Origin of the sequence: Hyphomicrobium sp. (assembly GCF_035548195.1) — a bacterium.
GTDB lineage: Bacteria > Pseudomonadota > Alphaproteobacteria > Rhizobiales > Hyphomicrobiaceae > Hyphomicrobium_B.
This window is the reverse complement of sequence record NZ_DASZTY010000005.1, coordinates 24,149-45,271: the sequence shown is the minus strand read 5'-3', so window position 1 is coordinate 45,271 and position 21,123 is coordinate 24,149. Positions and strand designations below refer to the sequence as shown.

16 protein-coding genes are annotated in these 21,123 nt (G+C 58.8%); 6 read left to right on the top strand and 10 right to left on the bottom strand.

The window, feature by feature from the left end; all coding sequences use genetic code 11:
* Positions 1-152 precede the first annotated feature (152 nt).
* Both VHB22_RS00540 and VHB22_RS00535 read left to right on the top strand, forming a co-directional pair.
* The gene (locus tag VHB22_RS00540; RefSeq protein WP_325454990.1) at positions 153-2,612 is read left to right on the top strand and encodes an ATP-dependent helicase; all 2,460 of its coding nucleotides are present in this window, start codon (positions 153-155) and stop codon (positions 2,610-2,612) included.
* A gap of 258 nt (positions 2,613-2,870) precedes the next feature.
* Positions 2,871-3,068: a hypothetical protein gene (locus VHB22_RS00535; RefSeq protein ID WP_325454989.1), complete on the top strand. Its 198-nt coding sequence runs from the start codon at positions 2,871-2,873 to the stop codon at positions 3,066-3,068.
* 100 nt (positions 3,069-3,168) lie between these two features.
* Here the strand turns inward: VHB22_RS00535 and VHB22_RS00530 are convergent, their stop codons facing one another.
* The gene (locus tag VHB22_RS00530; protein WP_325454988.1) at positions 3,169-4,311 is read right to left on the bottom strand and encodes a J domain-containing protein; all 1,143 of its coding nucleotides are present in this window, start codon (positions 4,309-4,311) and stop codon (positions 3,169-3,171) included.
* Positions 4,312-4,703: 392 nt separating this feature from the next.
* Here VHB22_RS00530 and VHB22_RS00525 point away from each other — a divergent pair, with 392 nt between their 5' ends.
* The 4 genes from VHB22_RS00525 (at position 4,704) to VHB22_RS00510 (ending at position 9,194) form a co-directional block, all read left to right on the top strand.
* Complete coding sequence (locus VHB22_RS00525) at positions 4,704-6,164, top strand: TMEM143 family protein (RefSeq protein ID WP_325454987.1); 1,461 nt, start codon at positions 4,704-4,706, stop codon at positions 6,162-6,164.
* 5 nt (positions 6,165-6,169) lie between these two features.
* Complete coding sequence (locus VHB22_RS00520) at positions 6,170-7,045, top strand: 50S ribosomal protein L11 methyltransferase (protein ID WP_325454986.1); 876 nt, start codon at positions 6,170-6,172, stop codon at positions 7,043-7,045.
* A gap of 45 nt (positions 7,046-7,090) precedes the next feature.
* Positions 7,091-8,902: an aminopeptidase P family protein gene (locus VHB22_RS00515; RefSeq protein ID WP_325454985.1), complete on the top strand. Its 1,812-nt coding sequence runs from the start codon at positions 7,091-7,093 to the stop codon at positions 8,900-8,902.
* Between the two features lie 97 nt (positions 8,903-8,999).
* Complete coding sequence (locus VHB22_RS00510) at positions 9,000-9,194, top strand: hypothetical protein (protein WP_325454984.1); 195 nt, start codon at positions 9,000-9,002, stop codon at positions 9,192-9,194.
* A 5-nt stretch (positions 9,195-9,199) separates the two neighbouring features.
* Here the strand turns inward: VHB22_RS00510 and ligA are convergent, their stop codons facing one another.
* The 9 genes from ligA to murC all read right to left on the bottom strand — a co-directional run bounded on the left by ligA (position 9,200) and on the right by murC (position 21,111).
* Positions 9,200-11,341, bottom strand: a complete 2,142-nt coding sequence (gene ligA / locus VHB22_RS00505) for an NAD-dependent DNA ligase LigA (RefSeq protein WP_325454983.1) — start codon at positions 11,339-11,341, stop codon at positions 9,200-9,202.
* A gap of 89 nt (positions 11,342-11,430) precedes the next feature.
* Positions 11,431-12,285: an outer membrane protein assembly factor BamD gene (locus tag VHB22_RS00500; RefSeq protein WP_325454982.1), complete on the bottom strand. Its 855-nt coding sequence runs from the start codon at positions 12,283-12,285 to the stop codon at positions 11,431-11,433.
* A gap of 205 nt (positions 12,286-12,490) precedes the next feature.
* Positions 12,491-13,435 (bottom strand): UDP-3-O-acyl-N-acetylglucosamine deacetylase, encoded by a 945-nt coding sequence (gene lpxC, locus VHB22_RS00495; RefSeq protein WP_325454981.1) that lies wholly within the window; start codon positions 13,433-13,435, stop codon positions 12,491-12,493.
* A 269-nt stretch (positions 13,436-13,704) separates the two neighbouring features.
* Positions 13,705-15,318 (bottom strand): cell division protein FtsZ, encoded by a 1,614-nt coding sequence (gene ftsZ / locus VHB22_RS00490; protein ID WP_325454980.1) that lies wholly within the window; start codon positions 15,316-15,318, stop codon positions 13,705-13,707.
* Positions 15,319-15,415: 97 nt separating this feature from the next.
* Positions 15,416-16,672, bottom strand: a complete 1,257-nt coding sequence (gene ftsA, locus VHB22_RS00485) for a cell division protein FtsA (RefSeq protein WP_325454979.1) — start codon at positions 16,670-16,672, stop codon at positions 15,416-15,418.
* Positions 16,673-16,682: 10 nt separating this feature from the next.
* Complete coding sequence (locus VHB22_RS00480) at positions 16,683-17,642, bottom strand: cell division protein FtsQ/DivIB (protein WP_325454978.1); 960 nt, start codon at positions 17,640-17,642, stop codon at positions 16,683-16,685.
* A 5-nt stretch (positions 17,643-17,647) separates the two neighbouring features.
* Entirely contained in the window at positions 17,648-18,601 is a 954-nt protein-coding gene (locus VHB22_RS00475; protein WP_325455116.1) for a D-alanine--D-alanine ligase, read from the bottom strand.
* A gap of 96 nt (positions 18,602-18,697) precedes the next feature.
* Positions 18,698-19,675: a UDP-N-acetylmuramate dehydrogenase gene (murB, locus tag VHB22_RS00470; RefSeq protein ID WP_325454977.1), complete on the bottom strand. Its 978-nt coding sequence runs from the start codon at positions 19,673-19,675 to the stop codon at positions 18,698-18,700.
* On the bottom strand, positions 19,675-21,111 hold the full coding sequence (gene murC / locus VHB22_RS00465; protein WP_325455115.1) for a UDP-N-acetylmuramate--L-alanine ligase: 1,437 nt from the start codon (positions 21,109-21,111) through the stop codon (positions 19,675-19,677). The genes murB and murC overlap by 1 nt, the downstream gene beginning before the upstream one ends.
* Positions 21,112-21,123: the final 12 nt, after the last annotated feature.

Sequence of the window (21,123 nt, the reverse complement as noted above, 5' to 3'; positions counted from 1 at the left end):
TGCCACGGAGCAAGAATACTCTGAACCCGAATTTTGGCTTCATTCCAGGCATTTGAACATTTTGTGGTCGATTCGGCGCCGACCGTGTCCGCGGTGCGCGGCACCGGGACGCGCCGGTTGTAGGATCAGCCCTGGTGGTTTAGGCAATTCGCATGACTTCGACTCGCAAGCCGAACGCCGCGACGGGCTCGGATTTGCCGCACGACGACGATCCGCCGTTCGATCTGCCGCAAGCACCTTCGTCCGCGAGCCAACGCGACACAACGGCCGATAACGCACAGACGATCCAATCGATCTCGGCGCGCGCCATTGCGGCGGCGCGCGGCACGCTCGCGTATCTCGAAGGTCTGAATCCCGAGCAGCGCGAAGCCGTCGAAACGACCGAAGGACCGCTGCTTGTGCTGGCGGGCGCGGGCACCGGAAAGACACGTGTGCTGACGACCCGCATCGCTCATATTCTCGCGACCTCGAAAGCCTATCCGTCGCAGATTCTCGCCGTCACGTTCACGAACAAGGCAGCGCGGGAAATGCGCGAGCGCATTGGCGGCCTGATTGGCGGCTCGCTCGAAGGTATGTCGTGGCTCGGCACGTTCCACTCGATCGGCGTCAAGATCTTGCGCCGCCATGCAGAACTGGTCGGCCTGAAATCCGGCTTCACAATTCTAGACACCGACGATTCGATCCGGCTGCTGAAGCAGGTAATCGAGGCCGCTGGCATCGATAAGGACCGCTGGCCTGCGCGCCAGCTCGCCGGTCTGATCGATAGCTGGAAAAACCGCGGTTTGACGCCCAACCAAGTTCCAGGCGGCGAGTCCTTCGCTTTCGCGGCAGGCAAAGGCGCAGCCCTTTATGCGGCCTATCAGGCACGGCTCAAGGATCTTAACGCCTGCGATTTTGGCGATCTTCTGCTCGAATGCATTCGGCTTTTCCGCGAGCATCCGGACGTGCTCGCCGACTATCACCGCCGCTTCCGTTACATCCTGGTTGACGAGTATCAGGACACCAACGTCGCCCAATATCTTTGGCTGCGCCTTCTCGCGCAGGGCTCGCCCAACATCTGCTGCGTCGGCGACGACGATCAGTCGATTTACGGCTGGCGCGGTGCCGAGGTCGACAACATCCTTCGCTTCGAAAAGGATTTCCCCGGCGCTAAAGTCATCCGTCTGGAACGCAATTACCGCTCTACGGCGAACATCTTGGCTGCAGCCTCGGGCCTGATCGCCAAGAATGCAGGACGCCTCGGCAAAACGCTTTTTACCGACGGCGACGCCGGCAGAAAAATTGCCGTCGCCAATTTCTGGGACGATGAAGCGGAAGCCCGGGCGATCGGCGAAGATATCGAAAATTTCCAGCGCTCACGCGAGAAACTGAACGACGTGGCCATTCTCGTCCGCGCCTCGTCACAGATGCGCGCCATTGAAGACCGCTTCATTACGCTTGGGCTGCCGTACCGCGTGATCGGTGGTCCCAGGTTTTACGAGCGCCAGGAAATCAAAGACGCCATCGCCTATCTCGAAGTTGTCGCGAACCCGGCCAACGACCTCAAATTCGAACGGATCGTCAATGTCCCAAAACGCGGCCTTGGCGATACGACCGTCAAACGCGTCCACGCATTGGCCCGTGCGCGCGGCTTTTCGCTCTACCAAGCTGCGCGCGAAATCATCGAAACGGACGAACTTTCGCCGAAAGCCCGCAAATCGCTCTCGGATCTGACGCACGCATTCGAACGATGGCGCGGCAATCTCGATCACATGAGGCACACCGATCTTGCGGAGCTTATCCTGGACGAGTCTGGCTATACGGCCATGTGGCAGGCCGACAAAAGCCCGCAGGCCCAATCGCGGCTTGAAAACCTGAAGGAGCTTGTGCGCTTCATGCACGAGTTCGACACGATGCAGGGCTTTCTGGAGCACGTATCGCTCGTAATGGACGCCGACCAGAGCAGCGACGGCGATCGCGTCTCATTGATGACGCTCCATGCCGCCAAGGGGCTCGAATTCGGCATCGTCTTTCTTCCGGGATGGGAGGAAGGACTGTTCCCGCATCAGCGCTCGCTCGACGAAAGTGGCAACGCTGGACTAGAGGAAGAGCGCAGGCTCGCTTACGTCGGTCTCACCCGCGCCAAGCGCTTCGCCAAAATTTCGTTCGCTCAAAACCGGCGCACCCACGGCCTCTATCAATCGGCACTGCCATCGCGCTTCGTTGACGAATTGCCCGAGGCAACGGTGGACGTCATCGAGAGCGAAATGCCATACGGCGGCCGGACGAATGCGTTCGGCTTCGGCGGTTCCTTCGGACCAAGCCGCTTCGACCGCACCAGCGGAGCTGAGCCGTTCAGTTCCAATTACAAAACGCCCGGCTGGCAGCGCGCCCAGCAATCATGGAGCAGCAATCGTGACACTAAAAAGAAATCGCGCCCGCCAGTAACGCTTGAGGGCGAATTGGTCGCCGCATCGACAGCAAGCGCGCCCTCGTTCACGGCCGGCACGCGCGTCCGTCACGAAAAATTCGGAGACGGCACTGTCACGCTGGTTGACGGCAACAAGCTGACGATCGACTTTGACGATGGTTCAACGAAGCGGGTCGTAGCCAGCTTCGTTGACGTTATATGACTGATTCGTAACGCAGAAATGCTCGCGGCAAGTCCAATTTTTGCCGTCGATTTCTTCTTATCGCCGCAATTGCGTGACACATTTTAACCGCTCGTTGAGCTGTGGGGGTTCATCAGCAGATTGGCCGAGTCCAACGCCGAATTGCCGTCGGCGGCCTTCGAAGTATGCGTGAAATACCACCGAGGTGACACGCGGGACGTGAAACCGAGGTGCGGAATCGTCGTTTGGGAGGGTAGAGTCCTTGAGAGGAGCTATCCAATGAGCACTTACCGCTTTCCCTTGAGGGGTAAGATTGGTGTTGTCCGTGGACTTAACGATCAGCTTGCGGTGCGACTTGGAGTTGCAAAGCGTGAGCAGATGCAGTCGAAGCCGCGGCAAAACTTTGTGCAAGACATGGAACCGCTGACCGAGGAGGAGGTACGGAACCTTCCGGTCGCCCATCGCTATTCAGCCTAGGGCAGCCCGCGCCCTGGGTTCTTTCTCGCGTCGAAAAAATCAGGATCAAAATCGAACGGCGTCCACTGCGGCGCCGTTTGTGTTTGCAGCGGTCCCGAATTCAAACGGCCACCACCCGCGACCCTTTGAGGATATCCCAGGCCGCGTTGATCTGCTTGATCCGCTGTTCCCGGTTCTGGCGATCGGCTTCGCTTCGTGCGTGGTCGGGATGCCAGGACATCCTGAGCGCATCGACGACCTTCTTCACGGCAGCCGGAGGTGCGTCCGGATTGAGCCCGAGGACGCGATAGGCTTCGAAGATCGTCGATGGCGGATCGATTGGTCCAGCGGAGAGTTCACTGTCCTCCTGGCGCGCAGTGCCACGCACGATCCGGGTAATGCGATCGAGATCTTTGATCATTCCGCGTAATAGGGCACCTGAACGCTTCGCATCGAGTTGCCCGGCGCGCCTTGATGCTTCCGCCCCGCGGGCTCGTAAACCGTCAAGCTCCGTTTGCAGAACCTCACGAAGCAGTAGATCCGGCGGCAAAGTCGCAACCAGAAGCTCCGTCTCGACAAGACGCGCATGCACCGCTGCTAGAGACGTAGCAAAATGATTGTCGCGGCTTCCGCGCCTCGTCGCGTCGGATCGTTCGTCAGGGGTCCGCACGGCGTTCGTCATCCGAGCATAAACCTGTTTGGCAAAATCGAGGACGCTGCCGGACGTGCGCGAAACCGATGACGAACGCGCGAAATCGAGCGGGATCGGAATTCTTCGGCGCGCAACGAACAAGCATCCCGCCATCAACGACACAAGCAGCAGCGAAACGACGCCCGCAACCTTGAAGGCGCCACCTTGCGAAGCCGTTATGCTGGGGTCCACCATCGTGACCCACCGGGGAGACTCTGGCCGTCGCTCTATCGTCCCCGTTTCAATGACGCTGTCCGCCGAAAGAGATTGCTTTGCAACGCTTGGAAGATGCGTCGTCCTGCCGAAGCCTGGCAGCACGAAACGTCCTCTGAACCGGCTAACCGGAGCGAAGCCGGCGGGCAAATGTTCCGGAAGCGCGACTCCGACGCTAGGGGCCGAAGCGGCAATCTTCTCCCACGCGACCTTCTGCCCCCCGCAAGCAGTCGTGAACTTATGGACCATCATCGTCTCGCAATCGTCAGTCGACGACGAACGACACGTCGTGAACGGAAGATCCTCGCGCTGCCCGATGATCGGGTAACTCGTGGCGGCAGCGGGCAATAAGCGCGGCACCCCATGCTCCATTTGGCATGCATATGGAATGACGAGTTCGTCCGCTTGGACCGAACGGCTAATAGTTCCAACCGCCAGGGCAAAAATGCCCAGAGTCAGCGCCCCGAAGGCCCTCATCCGCACGCCCCTATAGGTTCCCTCAAACCCACTTAGCCATAATCGAAGTCTAACGTCGGCGTGATTGTGACGATAGCAAAAGTTATGAACCGCTTTGCCACAAGATCCGCCTTATGCTCTAACTATGCCCAACATGCGGAGGCCGACGAGCGCCACCCCGGTATGCCATCTTTGCGCCGAACCTTTGCGGTTGCTCGACAAACGACCGGGCAAATAGCAACGTATTGTCCGGGCCGGGTAGATCTGAAAGAAAAGGGCACGGGGGAGGCGTGTAAATGTCGGCAGATATCGCCAGTGGCCGATCGTACCGACCAGGGCTGTTTCAGCGCCTGTACGATCTCACGGACCTCGATGCCAGACCTGCGCCGGTTCAGGAGCAGGACGCAACCGAATCCGTCGCTGACATCCTTCAGCCGGACGAAAAGCGCAAACGCGAGCGCTTCATTCCGGTCACGCGCTTTGCGCTGCTCGATCGGCTGACGATGCCCTACCTATGGCCCGCGGGTCAGGCCGCCGAAGCGCGCCGCTTTTTCCGCTATCTCGACTACTGGCGCCAACAGCAATACTTCGCGCTGCTCCTCGACCTTGAGCAGACCTACGAAACGTTCTCTCCCGACAGCGACCTGTTGATGACCCGAAACTTCTCGGAAGAGGAGCGCGACTCGCTGAAACACCGCGTATTCGAAGGAGTCGAAAGCCTTCTCCAGCGCGCCAACTATGAACGCATCGACCCGACCGACGTCGAGATGATCCTCACGCGCGATAGCCATTACGGTCTGGATCTGAATGTCGACATGAAGGCATTCGAACGCATCGCCATTTACTACCGGGGCGCCTCGAACCAAAAATATGAACGACGAAGCGTTCGTAAGTTCCTGCGCAAGGAAGAATTCAACGTCCCGATCTTTCAACGGCTTTTCATCATGTTCAAGCTCAAGCCGTTCGAAACCCGCGTCGCGGAAGTGATGCGGGAAAAAAAATGCAACCGCGTTCAGGCGGAGAAATGCGTCGAGCGCGCGCGGCACCACATGCCGCCTGGAATTTCGGATCGAAACATCTATCTGAAGCTGTTCAAGAACATCCCTCGGACCGACGTGGAAATGATTTTCCCGAATACCGAGGTACGTTTCCGGTCGTTCGACAAACTGAGATTAGGAGTTACCGCCGGCGGCGGCCTCGGTATGGGCGCATTCGGCGCCGCGGGAAAAATTGCGCTTCTGGCGAGCAATCCTATTGCCGCGATGGGCGCGCTTGCCGGTCTTGGCGGCATTGCCGTCCGCCAGGCAATGGGCTTTTTTAATCAGAAGCAGCGCTACATGGTGGTGATGGCGCAGAACCTCTACTTCCACACCATGGCCGACAACCGCAGCGTCATCCTGAAGATCGCAGCACGCGGCGCCGAGGAGGATGTGAAAGAGGAAATGTTGCTTTACAGCGTGCTCGCGAAAGAGAAGTCGACGCGCGCCGATCTTCCGTCTATCGACCTTGCAATCGAATCGTATCTGACGCGCACATTCGGCATCAAAGTCGATTTCGAGATCGACGATGCGCTCGACCGCCTGATCCGCGACGGTATCGTCGTTGAAAAGCCAGACGGCACGCTCGTAACATTACCTCCGGCACAGGCCGCGAAACATATCGACGATAAGTGGGACCTGTTCCTCGACTACCTGCCCGACTCCGTATCCACCGAAGGTTATGAGTTCGAGGGCGGCTCCGTACCTCCGGCAGTTTGAAATCCATGGCATTCACGAAATTCGCGGCTGACTTCAACAATCGAACGCACGCCTATACCACCGGCAACGCTCTGCAGGATCTATTAGAACCCCCGCCGGAAGCACTGACGGTCTTCGAAAATGGACCGGACAGTTGGCGGGTCGAAGCCTATTTCGACGCCGACGCCGGTGATCGCGACATAAGAAGCGAGCTTGCACCCTACATCTCCGACCCGCTGCCTCCGTTCACCCAGGAACACGTGCCGGATCTGAATTGGGTCGCGATCTCGCAAGCCGCGCTCCCGCCCGTCCGCGCGGGCCGTTTTACCGTTCACGGCAGCCACGACCGCGGACGCATCGCGCGCGGGCCGAATTCGATCCTGATCGACGCTGGTGAAGCCTTCGGCACAGCGCACCATGCGACCACCCTCGGCTGTCTGCTGGTGATCGATCGCTTGGCCCGTTCGCGCCCATTCGCCAACATCCTTGATCTCGGCTGCGGATCGGGCGTCCTCGCTATCGCGGCAGCAAAGGCGATGCCGCTCTCGCGCATCATTGCCGCCGACATGGACGCCCAGTCGGTCAATGTCGCGGCCGAAAACATTCGTCTCAACGGCGCGAACCGTCAGATACGCGTTGTGCGAGCGAAAGGTATCGACCATCCCGAAATCAGGCGGCGCCTACCCTTCGAGTTGTTGATCGCAAATATCCTGGCAGGCCCACTGATCCAGTTGGCGCCACACCTCGCAAAGGCGGTCGAGACGAACGGAATATTGGTTCTCTCCGGCATCCTCATCCCTCAGGCAAAGGAAGTAGCTGGTGCCTACGCCGCGAAAGGCTTCGTCCTGCGCCGTCACGACCGGATAACGGGCTGGTCTACGCTTACATTCGCGCGCCGATGACATCGATGGTTGCCGGAAACGGGGCAGCCGCCTAGAACCACCAGCATGTTTCAGACATTCCAATCGCAATCGGGGCCCGAGCATGTCGCAGAGCGCGTCAAGGCGCTCCGTGAACTCATGGCCAAATCGAAACTCGACGCCGTTCTCGTCCCGCGCGCCGACAGCCACCAGGGCGAATACGTGCCGCCTTCTGCCGAGCGGCTGCAATGGCTGACTGGCTTCACGGGCTCCGCCGGCATCGCAGTCGTAACGAAAAAGGCCGCGGCGCTGTTCACCGACGGGCGCTACACGCTGCAAGCGAACGCCGAGACCGACACTGACGTCTTCGAAATCTCGCTCCTGCCGCGCGCGAAACTTTTCGAATGGCTCCTCAGCACACTCGCCAGGGAAGAAACCGTTGGTTTTGACTCATGGAACCACACCGCCGGGGAGATCGCACGTCTCAAGGCGGCGCTCGCTCCGAAGAGGATTAAACTCAAAGCGCTTTCCAAGAACCCGATAGACGTTCTCTGGGGCAAGGCGCGGCCAACGCCGCCAACCAATCCGGTCATCTCCCAGCCCCTCGCTCTCGCCGGGCGTGCGGCGACGGAAAAGATATCCGAATTTCAGAAACGATTGAAAAGCGACGGCCAGCATGCCGCTATCCTGACGCTGCCGGATTCGATCTGCTGGCTCTTCAATATACGGGGAAGCGATATCGCGCATAATCCGGTCGCGTTGGCATTTGCAATCGTACCTGCGAGCGGAAAAGCCGAGCTGTTCATAGAACCGGCAAGACTGGACAAGGAAGCGCGCGCGAACCTCGCGCCGGTCGCCAGGCTGCTGCCGCCGGTCGCAATGCCCGAGCGTATCGCAGCGCTCAAATCGAAGAAGAAAAAGGTTCGCCTGGATACTGAAAGCGCGGCTTACTGGTTCGAGATGAAGCTCGGCGCAGCCGCCATCTCGCGCGGGCAAGATCCCTGCATCCTGCCAAAAGCGATCAAAACGGAAGCCGAAATCGCCGGCGCACGCGCCGCCCATATCCGCGATGGTCACGCTGTTGTCCGGTTTCTTGCCTGGCTTGATAAAACAGCCCCGGACGGGACGCTCGATGAGATCACCGCCGTACGCAAGCTCGAAGACCTGCGCCGCGACACGAACTGCCTGCGCGAAATCAGCTTTCCAACCATTGCCGGATCGGGGCCGAACGGCGCCATCGTCCATTATCGCGTGAGTGAAAACACAAACCGCAGAATTCGCGCCGGGGAATTGTTCCTCATCGATAGCGGAGCCCAGTATCAGGACGGGACGACCGATATCACACGAACGGTCGCGATCGGCACGCCGACCGAGGATATGAAGCAGCACTTCACTGCGGTCTTAAAGGGACACATCGCTATTGCAACAGCGCGCTTCCCGAAAGGTACGCGCGGTATCGACCTCGATCCCTTTGCGCGGCGCGCTCTTTGGGCCATCGGCGAGGATTTCGATCACGGCACCGGACACGGCATCGGCAGCTACCTTTCCGTGCACGAAGGCCCACAGTCGATCTCTCGCGGGGGCTTAGTGCCCTTGGAGCCGGGCATGCTTATTTCCAACGAACCGGGGTATTACAAAGTCGGCGCCTACGGCATCCGCATAGAAAATGTTGTTCTCGTCGCGCCGCCGAAGAAAATCGGATCGGGGGGACGAGAAATGATGAGCTTCGAAACGCTGACACTGGCGCCGATCGATCGCCGCCTCATCGTGCCGACGATGCTCGATCACGGCGAACGCGAGTGGCTCAATGCTTATCACCAATCCGTCAACGATGCGCTTTCAACGCAGCTCGACGACGAAACGCGCGCCTGGCTGAAAGATGCAACGCAGCCGCTCTAGGTAGGACAAACGGCCTTCACCACTGTTACCCATGAGACGGCGCTAAATATCCTGAGCGGCTATCCCCTCTTCGATGGACCGAGGAGGAAAAAGCGCGATGTTTATCACCCATGAATTATCGGCGGCGCCGCATTTTCCATGCGCGCTCAGGCCGCTTATTACAGCTATGACCGCAGGCACGTTCGCAATTACCGTGCGCGTAAACCGCGCCAATGATCTTGCAGATGTCGAGATCACGGAGAGCGATGGAGAAGTCTGCATCACCATCAACCCCGACGTAATCGACGGCTAATCGAGTTATATTTGCCCAATAAGTTGCAGCCACGCATCTTCGTCGAGAACCGTGACACCCAAAGCGCGCGCATTGTCGAGCTTCGATCCCGCTTCCGCGCCCGCCACGACGTAATCCGTCTTCTTCGACACGGAGCCCGAGACCTTCGCACCCAAACGCTCTGCCTGTGCCTTCGCCTCGTTCCGCGTCAGCTTTGTCAAAGTCCCGGTAAACACCACCGTCTTTCCTGTTACAGGCGAGGCCTGCGTATGCACACGCACGAACGGCGCGACGGTCACCTCTTTCAAAAGGGCGTCAAGCTGCTCCTGGTTGTGCCGTTCGCTGAAGAAATCGATCAACGCATAGACGACAGTTTCGCCTATGCCTTCAATGTTATCGATATCCTGATAGGCTTCGCTGCCCTTGCCGCCAGAAATTGCAGCATTGACGGCCGAGCGCAGCATTTCGAACGTCCCATACGCTTTAGCGAGATCTTTCGCTGTCGTCTCGCCGATGTGACGAATGCCAAGCGCGTATAGAAATCGGTCGAGCGATACGTTGCGCCGAGCATTGATCGCCGCGAAAAGCTTCCGGACCGACGTTTCCTTGAAACCTCGAACCGTCGTCAAGGGCTGGTCCGAGCTTTCGTCCCGCCGTTCGAGTGTAAAGATGTCGGCGGCCGATTTGATGCGACCGGTCTCGAAAAAGAATTCGATTTTCTCGGCGCCGAGGCCTTCGATATCGAATGCGTTACGCGAGACGAAATGCTTCAGGCGCTCTTTAACCTGCGCCGGACAAATCAGCCCGCCGGTGCATCGCCGCACGACATCCGTCGCATTGCCATCCTCGTCCGACTCCCGCACCGCATGGCTTCCGCAAATGGGACAGACCTTCGGAAACTCGAACGGCTTCGCATTCTTGGGACGCTTATCCCGCACCACCTCAACGACCTGCGGAATGACGTCACCGGCGCGCTGCACGATGACCGTATCGCCCTCGCGGATATCCTTGCGCGCTATCTCATCCTCGTTATGCAACGTCGCGTTTGAAACGACGACGCCGCCGACGGTAACAGGTTCAAGCTTCGCGACCGGTGTCAACGCGCCAGTCCTTCCGACTTGAATATCGATTTTATTGAGAACGGTCGTCGCCCGCTCGGCCGCAAATTTATGCGCAATGGCCCAGCGCGGCGAGCGCGAAACGAAACCGAGACGCTCCTGATAGTCGAGCCTGTTCACCTTATAGACAACGCCATCGATGTCGTATCCAAGCTTGGCGCGCCTGCTTTCGACATCGCGATAGAACGCGATCAGCTCGTCGATATCGTTGGCAACGCGCATCAGCGGATTTATCGGTAAGCCCCAATGCCCGAACGCAGCGACGACACCGGCCTGGGTGATGGCGGGCAGGCTGGAAGCGGCACCCCAAGCGTAAGCGAAGAACTGCAATGGGCGCTTGGCCGTAATCGATGAGTCGAGCTGGCGCAACGAGCCGGCTGCTGCATTGCGCGGATTGGCGAACACCTTTCCATTGCTTGCCGCCTGCGCCGCGTTGAGCCTTTCGAAGTCGTGATGTCCGAGATAAATCTCGCCCCGAATATCTATGATATCGGGGACGCCCTTGCCCTTCAGAACGTGCGGAATTTGCGAGATCGTTTTGACGTTGGCCGTAACGTTTTCGCCCTCCGTCCCGTCGCCGCGAGTTGCCGCCCGAACCAAATGACCGCTTTCATAGCGAATGGAAATTGATAGCCCGTCGATCTTCGGTTCGGCGGTAATCTCAAGCGGATCGCCCTCAGCAAGATTCAAAAACCGCCGCACACGCTGCACAAAATCGACGACGTCCTGATCATCGAATGCATTCCCGAGCGAGAGCATCGGAACATCGTGGCGAATCTTGCCGAACGCCGCGACAGGGGCGGCACCGACTTTTTCGCTTGGACTTCCGGCACGCTTCAGTTCGGGATGCGCGTCCTCAAGCTCTTTCAACCGGCGACGAAGAGTATCGTATTCCGCGTCCGAGATTTCAGGCGCATCGTCACGGTAATAAAGTGCATCATGGTGCGAGATTTCTGCCGAAAGCCGCGCGATTTCGGCCTCTGCCGTTTCAGACGAAGAAGCAGATTTAACGGACACTTTCGGCGAACGTTTCGCGGTTTTCTTGGCCATCGGATCGAAGGTCTGTCATCGACAAAAAAGAAACGCGGCTGGTCACCCCTGCCGCGTTCGAAATCTAGCACAACAATAAGGATGGCGAATTAGCCGTTGCTTCCTAGGCCGAATTTGGGAACGGAATTCCACGCCTTGGAGAGCCATGAGCCGGTATCGAGCTGAGGACCGACTCCGCCCGACTGCAGTAACGCGTAGGAGTCCTTGTACCAGCGGCTATCCGGATAGTTGTGCCCAAGAATTGCGGCTGCGTTCTGGGCTTCGCTGACAACCCCCAAAGCCATATAGGCTTCAACAAGACGTGCAAGCGCTTCCTCGACATGCGCTGTAGTCTGATAGTCTTTAACGACCGTTTTGAAGCGATTGATCGCCGCCACGTAATTGTGCTTGTCCAGGTAGTAGCGCCCCACTTCCATTTCCTGGGCGGCCAGATTGTCGAGGCAGATGCGCATTTTGTTATCCGCATCGCGCGCGTACTCGCTATCCGGAAACCGAGTCTTCAGGATTTTGAACTGTTCGAGCGCCTTCTTGGCCGCCGTCTGATCGCGATTGGCCGTCTTCAAATCGTCAAAGTACGACATCGCAATAATATGGTGGGCGAGAGGCGCTTCCTTCGTGCCGGGATGCAGAGCGAGATACCGCTCAGCCGAGGCAATCGCCTCCGGCGACTTACCGGCGCGATAGTAGGCGTAGGCGGCCATCACGATCGATTTGCGCGCTTCCGGCGAATAGGGATGTTCGCGATCGACAGCCTCGAAACGCTTGGCGGCATCGTCGAAATTACCTTTCGACATCATGCTGTCGGCGTCAGCGAACATTTTCGTTGGAGGATCGGGATTAAGAGCGGATGTATCGATCTTGTTTCCGGCGCAGCCCCCGCCAGCTAACGCCATTGCCAGCGCCGCTGCGGCGATAACCTTTTTCAAGTCCCCTACGAATGTCATGCGCTGCGCTACTTCCCACCCCGGCCCGCGCTTCCACGTCTCCGGCCAACCCGTCGACGAACCCGATAGCACTTCCCTCAGCATTGTGAAAGATGAGCCGCCGACCTATCCAGCGCTCAAAGCCCACGTAAGCTTAGTGATGGAATGTGGTGCCTTCCGGGCCGGTTTGAAGCGATTGCAGCCAGCCCGAGATGCTTCGTTAAACCTATTCGGCAGCAGCAACGGCAACCGACGGGGCAATTTGGACCGGCGTCCGCGTGGCTCGCGTCTTCGGCGCCTGTACGACCGTCCAATTAGAGGCGTCAGCGAAAAGCGCCTGCAGCACCATCGAATTGAGGCGATGGCCACCTCGGTATGAGCGATACGCTCCGAGAAGGGGCATTCCGGCAAGCGCCAGATCACCGATGGCATCGAGCATCTTGTGACGTACAAATTCCTGCGGATAGCGTAGGCCTTCGCGGTTCATCACCTTGCCGTCACCGATTGCGACGGTGTTGGAAAGATCGGCGCCCAGCGCCAGACCGGCTTTCCACAGTTTTTCCACATCACTCATGAAGCCGAATGTGCGCGCGCGAGAGATCTCGTGACGGAAAATGCCTGGGCTCATCTCATATTGCAGCCGCTGACGGCCTATAACGGGCGAGGAAAAGTCGATTTCGACATCCATGCGGAACCCGGCATACGGCTCCAGCTCTCCCCAGCAGCCGCCTTCTTCAAATCGAACCGGCTTCAAGACCTTGATGTACTTGCGCGGCTCCGACAGTTCACGGATGCCGACCCGATCGATAGCTTCGACGAAGTCCGCCGAACTGCCGTCCATGATCGGCACTTCTTTGCTATCAATCTCGATGTAGAGGTTGTCGATGGAGAGGCCGCGAAGGGCGGCTAACAGATGCTCAACGGTCCCAACCGTCGTTCCAGTTTCATCACCGATAACAGTGCAAAGCGTCAGATTTTTGACATTGGCAACGTGTGCCGCGATTTCCGAGACGACCCTTCCCCGTTTCGTAACGAGAAAGCGGAGCCCAGTATCAGCCTCTGCAGGATGCAGTGTGAGTGATACCGGAGCTCCGCTGTGCACCCCCGTGCCTGTCAACTGGATCTCGCGGGCAAGCGTGGTTTGCCGCGCACCGATGAATCGATTCGACATTCAGCGCCGTCCCTCAATTACTGGCGACCGCTGCTCCCCAGCATTTGTGCGGCCAACCACCCCCTGACTAGAATGTGCTTTACCTTCTTATTTTTGCCAGCCTGCCGGCCTTATTTAGCCGTGTCAGTACTGTCTAAAGGTTCAGCACAAGAAGTCGATGCACAAAAGCTAACTGCTTCGCTTAGCACCGACAAATCACGCTTTCTTACACTCTGTTACGTCTCGGCAACCTTACTTGACGCGCTCACTGTCTTGATGCAGCCGACGTTTTAGCGTCGCTCTCTTCCGACAAAAATCGGCAACGAATGCGGCTCGTCATCATCGTCCGCATCATGCGCCGTACTCTTCTGCTGGCCAGCCTTCACATTTCGGCTGAGATTCGCCAAACGTCCAAAAAGACCCGGTTTTGCTGATGATTCTGCACGTTGTCCGGATTCGGTATGATGCGCGTTCCACTCCTTCTGCGCTTGCGGAGGGAAATCTTCGATCGCCGGCAGACGCCGCGTCGAGCGTTGAAATTCTGCAGGAGCCTGCGGCTCGAATCCATGGCTCGTTGAATCAGAATGATTCGAATGAGGAAGCGGCGGCGTGCGTAACAAAGCATTTCCCGTCAGCGGCGGAAAATTTTCGAGTCCATCTTCGATCATCACATTGCCCGGAGCGATCCAGCTGTCGCGCCGGGTTGAAGATGATTCGTTCTGCACCGTAGAAGTATTGGTCTGCGAGCCACTTGGGCCTGAAGGCTGCAATGCCTCCGCAAGTCGACGCTGTAGATCTCCCGATTGCGGCGCCGAAGGAGATTTCTCCGGAGCCCAAGACTGCGGAGATTGCGCCGCTTGAGCATTTCCTTCCATCTTTGCGGCGCCGTCCGCTGCAAATCCCGGATGCGGACCACGCGGAACCGCGAATTCTTCGTTCGCCTTGCCCATTCCCGAAGCGACGATGGAAACGCGCAACCGATCTCCGAGTTGCTCGTCAAACGTCGCCCCAACGATGATATTAGCCTCTGGATCGACCTCCTGGCGGATACGGCTCGCCGCTTCATCGACCTCGTAAAGTGTCATGTCGCGACCGCCGGAAATCGACAGCAATACGCCACGCGCACCGCGCAAGGTGACATCGTCCAGCAGCGGGTTAGCGATGGCTTCTTCGGCCGCGAGGTTAGCGCGCCGCTCGCCCGTCGCTTCACCCGTTCCCATCATCGCCGTACCCATGCCGCTCATGATCGTGCGGACGTCGGCGAAGTCGAGATTGATAAGACCTTCCTTGAGCACCAATTCGACGATGCACGCGACACCGGAATAAAGCACCTGATCGGCGAGCACGAAGGCTTCGGCAAATGTCGTGCGCTCGTTGGCGATCCGGAAAAGGTTCTGGTTTGGAATGACGATGAGCGTATCGACGTGCTGACGCAGCGCCTGAACCCCGGCCTCCGCGATGCGCATGCGGCGTGCGCCTTCGAATGCAAACGGCTTACAAACCACGCCGACCGTAAGCGCCCCGACCTCGCGGGCGGCGCGAGCAACGACCGTCGCTGCGCCTGTGCCTGTTCCGCCGCCCATGCCGGCAGCGATAAACACCATGTGAGAGCCCGCGATGTGCGTCCGAATTTCCGCGATCGCTTCTTCGGCGGCCGCCTCACCGATTTCTGGCCGCGAACCGGCGCCGAGACCTTCCGTCAGGTTCGCGCCGAGCTGAACCCGGTATTCCGCGCTCGATGCCGCAAGCGACTGCGCATCGGTATTGGCGACAACGAACTCGACACCTTGGAGACCGGCCGCGATCATGTTGTTGACCGCGTTGCATCCCGCACCTCCGACGCCGATGACCGTCAGTCTCGGTTTCATATCGACCAGTGTCGGCATTTGCAGCTTGATGCTCATCGCACCCTCAAAATTGACGATTTGCGTAGACGATCGAAACGAACGATCTCGATTATTCTCGGCTGGGCACGCCTCGTCATCGAATCCCGCTGCGTCGTCAAAACCCTCGTTTCAGCCACGTCCCGACGCGACCGAGATACCCTTGCTTCAATACCTTGCGCCCATATGGCGTACTCAATTCGTTGCCGCCGCGTGCGCCGAGGATTGCAAGTCCCGATAGCGTCGCCAGCTGTGGACCTGATAAGCTCAGACTAAGACCAGGGAGATCTGTAGGTCTGCCAAGGCGCACCGGCCGCCCAAAAGTGTTGGCGACGAACTCGGAAAGTCCGAGAAGTTGGCTAGCTCCGCCCGTCAGAACGATCTTTTCTCCTGCATAGCGCCCCGCTGCATTGAGCGACAAACGCTCGTGCACGAGTCCCATCAGCTGTTGCATGCGCGGCCGGATGATATCTGTCAGTCGCGCCTTGGTGGTTTCGTAGCTCGCCTCGTCTTCCTCGCCAGCAACCGGATAGGAAATCGATTCGTGCTCGTCGGACTGGGCGTTGAGCAGTGTGCCATAAAGCGTTTTGATTCGCTCGGCTTCTGCGAGTGGTGTCTGCAACGTCCTGGCGATGTCGTAAGTGATGTGCTGCCCGCCGACAGGAATGACCTCCACGCCCGCGAAAACGCCGTCCGTGAAGAGCGCGATCGATGTCGTTCCCGCTCCGAAATCAATGCAGGTCACACCGAATTGCCGTTCCTCTTCGGTCGTCACTGCGAGCGCACTCGCATACGGCGATGCAACCAAGCCATCACACTCAGCATAGCAGCGATCAATAAGGACGAGCAGATTGCGCAACGGTGCTTCGTCTGCCGTCACGGCATGAAGACCGGCCGCCAGACGGCGCGCAGAAAATCCGAGCGGATCGCGCACGCCGCCGACACCGTCAAGCTCATAGCCCAACCGGTTGAGATGGATAAGCGTACGGCCGTTGCGCTCTGCATAACTCTCGCCCGCAGCCATGAGCTTTGCGAGATCGTCTTTCGTCACCCGTCCGGTTTCAACGTCGATGCGCGCCGTGCAATGCGCTGACGCCATCCGCCCCGCCGCCACGGAAACAGTATAGTTTCCGACCGAAACGCCCGCAGCGCGTTCCGCTTGCGCCAGCGCACCTCGGACGACGGTCTCGGCTTCGTCGAGGTCGGTCAGCACGCCTGCCTTGATGCCGCGAGACCGCTGAAGGCCAAGACCGGCAAGTCGCAATGAGGGCGCGCCGAATGAAGGCGATTGCTCCGCAACGATAACCGCGGCAACCGTCTTGCAGGTGCCGATGTCCAGAAGTCCGAACGTCCGGTACGTACGTCTATCAGCCATGGAATTCTCGCTAACGTGAGCTGACAGTGAGTGGCGCCCCCGGCGATTTGCCATCGGTTGGGCGCATAGCAATGCGCCCCGGCGTCCTCACGTCGATAATCATCGGCGCGCCGTTCAATGCCGAGGCAACGGCGCGCGAATTCGCAATCTCCTGCAATCCCTCGACTTCGCGGTCGGCTGCAAGCTCGAAACGTGTTCCGTTTTTCAGGACGATGCGCCAGCGGCGCTCTGCGACGCGCTCCGCATAAGAAAACTGGCTATAAATCGCAGGATATTGATGGAGTGCGGCGAGCATCGGCGCCACATCCTTCGTTGCACCCTCCCCGACGACGCGCGGTAACATCCAGTCGCTGACAGCAGGCATCGGCCCGAGGACGCGTCCCGTCGCATCGACGAGATAACTCTCGTTACCGCGTGTCCAGATCAATTCCGGTTTTCGTTCACGAACGACAATATCGAGAGTTCCAGGATAGATACGCGTCATCTGCGCCTTATCGATCCACGGAATTCGCTCGATGCGCTTCAGCGTCGCCTCGGAATCGAATGCGGCGAAAGTTTTGACGTTCGTGAGGTCGAGCGCATCGTAAATGTCGCTATCGGATGCAAAGTGCTGTCCGGAAATATTGACCTGATTGATTCCAAATCCTGCCGCGATCAGCAGCGCATCTGCATCGGCACTTGCGGCATGCATGATATCGTTCAAGGTCACATGATAGGCGTAAAGTGCATAAGAGGCGCCGCCGGCAACGGCCGTGATAATGGACGCGACTGCGCCGTAAATTGCCCATCGGCGCAACGTCCGCCGCGATCTGCGAATGCGCCGCTCGCCACGCTGCGCCTTGAGCGACGCCGCATGACGGCGAAGCGCTGGCTGCGAAACGGTTCGGGTGGCCGGATACGGATCGAGAGAAGGAACAGCCAGGGGCTCCGGCCTTGACGCTTGCCGCGCCCGCCTCCAGGAACCCTGCATAGCCGCTATCTGTTGCAACTCGCGTCCTCGACCATCCATCGGACGAGGTCACCGAACGACCAGCCCGCATGACCCGCCAACTCAGGCACGAGGGACGTTCCCGTCATGCCAGGTTGCGTGTTCACTTCGAGGCAGATCAGTTCGCCCGTCCCGCCCGGCGTGTCGTCGAAGCGGAAATCCGCCCGCGATACGCCGCGACAGCCCAATGCTTGATGCGCCCTTAACGTTAAGGAACGGACTGACTGGTAAACATCCGGTAAAAGTTGTGCAGGCAGCTCGTGTTTCGAACCGCCAGGCCCGTATTTCGATTCATAATCGTAGAAAGCAAGCCCCCGGAGCGGCACGATTTCGATGACCTCCGTCACGAAATTTCCGATCACGGCACAAGTCAGCTCCCGCCCCGCGACGTAGCGCTCGACCATCACCACTTGTTCGAGCGCCCCCCCTGAAGCAATGGAATTCGGCGGACGCTCGGCATCGGGCGGGACGATGACGACGCCCACGCTCGAACCCTCCGTGATCGGTTTCACAACGTAGGGCGGAGGCAAGACATGGCGCGCCAGCGCCTCGGCGCGCGTCACGAGTTTCGCTTCGGCAACCGCAACGCCGGCGAGCTTCATAACGTCCTTGGCGCGTTCCTTGTGCATGGCAAGCGCGGACGAGAGCACGCCCGAATGCGTGTAAGGGATAGCCAGCATTTCCAGAATGCCTTGCACGCAGCCGTCTTCGCCAAAGCGGCCATGCAGGGCATTGAAGCACACGTCAGGATTGATCGCTTCGAGCTGGCTCGCAATGTTGCGATCGACGTCAATTTCGGTGACGCGATACCCTTCCTCTCGCAACGCTTCCCCGACGGCGGCGCCCGAGTTGAGACTCACATCACGTTCAGCCGAAAGTCCGCCCTTGAGGACGGCCACGTGATCGCGCGTGCGCTGCGGCACCGGACCAAGACGATTCATTTTTATCGCGCCCTTCTTCTCTGGCAGTTCAGCCGTTTCCATGCCTGCCTTCGCTAACCGGAAAGCATGGATTTGAATTCTGAGAATGTCATCGGATCAGCGCTGCCCGACGCTTGCATTGGAGACGTCAACGAGAGCCTCGCCGATCGGACGTCCCGCTTTCGGCGAACCCAACCGAATAATTTCCCAATTGAGCGCGATCCCCGATTTCGCTTTCACGCGTGCCCGTACCGTCTCACCGAGCGTCTCGACGTCCTCGCCCGTCGCTTGACGATCGTTGATCAGGAAATTGCAGTGCATTTCCGAAACCTTCGCGCCGCCAACCCGCAAACCGCGACAGCCCGCCTCGTCCACGAGCTTCCAAGCACTATGACCGGGCGGATTTTTGAATGTCGAACCGCCGGTGCGCTCTTTGATCGGCTGGTTTTTCTCGCGATAGTCGGCGACGTCCTCCATCTCTTTCAAAATCTCTGCCGGATTGCCCGGAGCCCCCTGAAAAGTTGCTTCGGTGAAAATCCAATCGTCCTTCACAGCCGAGTGCCGGTATGTGAAGCCCATATCCGCCAACGACAGAACGTGAATGCTGCCATGAGGATCGACTGCCCGCGCGGCAATAAGACAATCTTTCGTTTCGCGCCCATGCGCTCCGGCATTCATGCGCAATGCACCGCCGATCGATCCGGGAATCCCACGATAGAACGCGAGCCCCCGAATGCCCGCGTCAGCCGCCGCGCGCGCAACTTTCACATCGGGAACCGCCGTGCCCGCACGCAACCGGCTACCGTCTTCGATTTTGATCTCGCCGAACCCTCGGCCGAGCCGGATCACGACACCCGGCACGCCACCGTCCCGGACAAGCAGATTAGAACCAAGGCCAATGACAACCGCGGGTAAATCGCGCGGCTTGTTCCTGAGGAAGAACGCCAGATCAGCCTCGTCGGCCGGCGTAAAAAGCACTTGCGCCGGACCGCCGACGCGGAACCACGTGATGTCGGATAGCGGCGCATTCGGAACCAGTCGCCCGCGCAGATCGGGCATCGCTTCACGAAGGTTGTTCGTGATGTCTTCGAACATCACGCCACACTCCCAGCGAGCTGTGATGTGCCCGCAAGCCAGCCCGGAAGCGCATGTGCCCAGTCCGTCGAGTTCCCCGCTCCGAGGCAAACGACGATATCGCCGGGCGCGGCGACTTTACGAATGGCCGGCACGATCGCCTCGGGGTCGTCGACCGCTTCAACCGACCGTCGCCCGAGTGATGCTATCCGTTCAGCTAGCGAGCGATTGTCGATTCCCGGGATGGGCCCCTCGCCCGCCGTATAAAGCGGCGCAACGATGACGTGATCGGCATCTTTGAAACAGCGCGCAAAGTCGTCGAAAAGATCGCGCACGCGCGTATACCGGTGTGGTTCGACAACGGCGATCACCTTGCCCTTCGCACCCCCGCGCGCCGCAGCTAGCACGGCGGCAATCTCTGCAGGATGATGTCCGTAATCGTCATAGATACCGACGCCGTTCCATTCCCCCGTAAACTGGAACCGCCTTTTCACACCGGAAAACCCGGCCATCGCCGCTTTGATCTTGGCATCGTCGAGACCAGCTTGCGTAGCAACGGCAATCGCGGCAAGCGCGTTTAAGGCGTTGTGTGCGCCGGGAATGGGAACGGACCATTGGACGAGTTTCCGTGCGCCGCCTTTCACCAACGCCGACAAGCTCGCGTCAAAATACGTGGTATTCCCTTCGATTCGGATAGATTGCAGAACGAGATCCGCGTCCTTGCTCTCGCCATAGGTCAATAGACGGCGACCGTCAGAACGAAGGTTGAGCTTCTCGACCATATCGCGCACGACGGGATGATCGATGCACACGACGGCCAAGCCAAAGAACGGAATGTTCTTCAGAAAAGCTTCGTATTCGTGGTGCATCGCTTCGACAGAGCCGAAGTAATCAAGGTGCTCCGGATCGATGTTCGTTACGATACCGATCTCCGTCGGCAATCGCGTGAATGTACCGTCGCTCTCATCCGCTTCGACGATCATCCATTTTCCCTGCCCAAGACGCGCATTCGAGCCCCAGGAATTGATGATACCCCCAGTGATGACCGTGGGTTCCTGTCCTGCTTCCGCGAAAATATGCGAGAGGAGCGAGGTTGTCGTCGTCTTGCCGTGCGTGCCCGTGACGGAGATGGTGGAATAAAGGCGCATAAGCTCCGCAAGCATTTCGGCGCGGCGGATGATGGTTAGCCCTTTTTGCCGTGCTGCGATCAATTCGGGATTGAACGGCTTCACCGCTGTTGAAATAACGACGTAGCGCGCGCCGATCAGATTTACGGGATCATGTCCGACGAAAACGCGAATACCCTTTGCCCGTAGCCGTTTGACGTTGGCACTTTCCTTCTGGTCCGATCCTTGAACCGTATAGCCCTTTGCGACGAGTATTTCGGCAATCGCACTCATGCCGATACCACCGATACCAATAATGTGAAATGGACCTAAGTCGCGCGGCATTTGCATGGGTTCGAATGT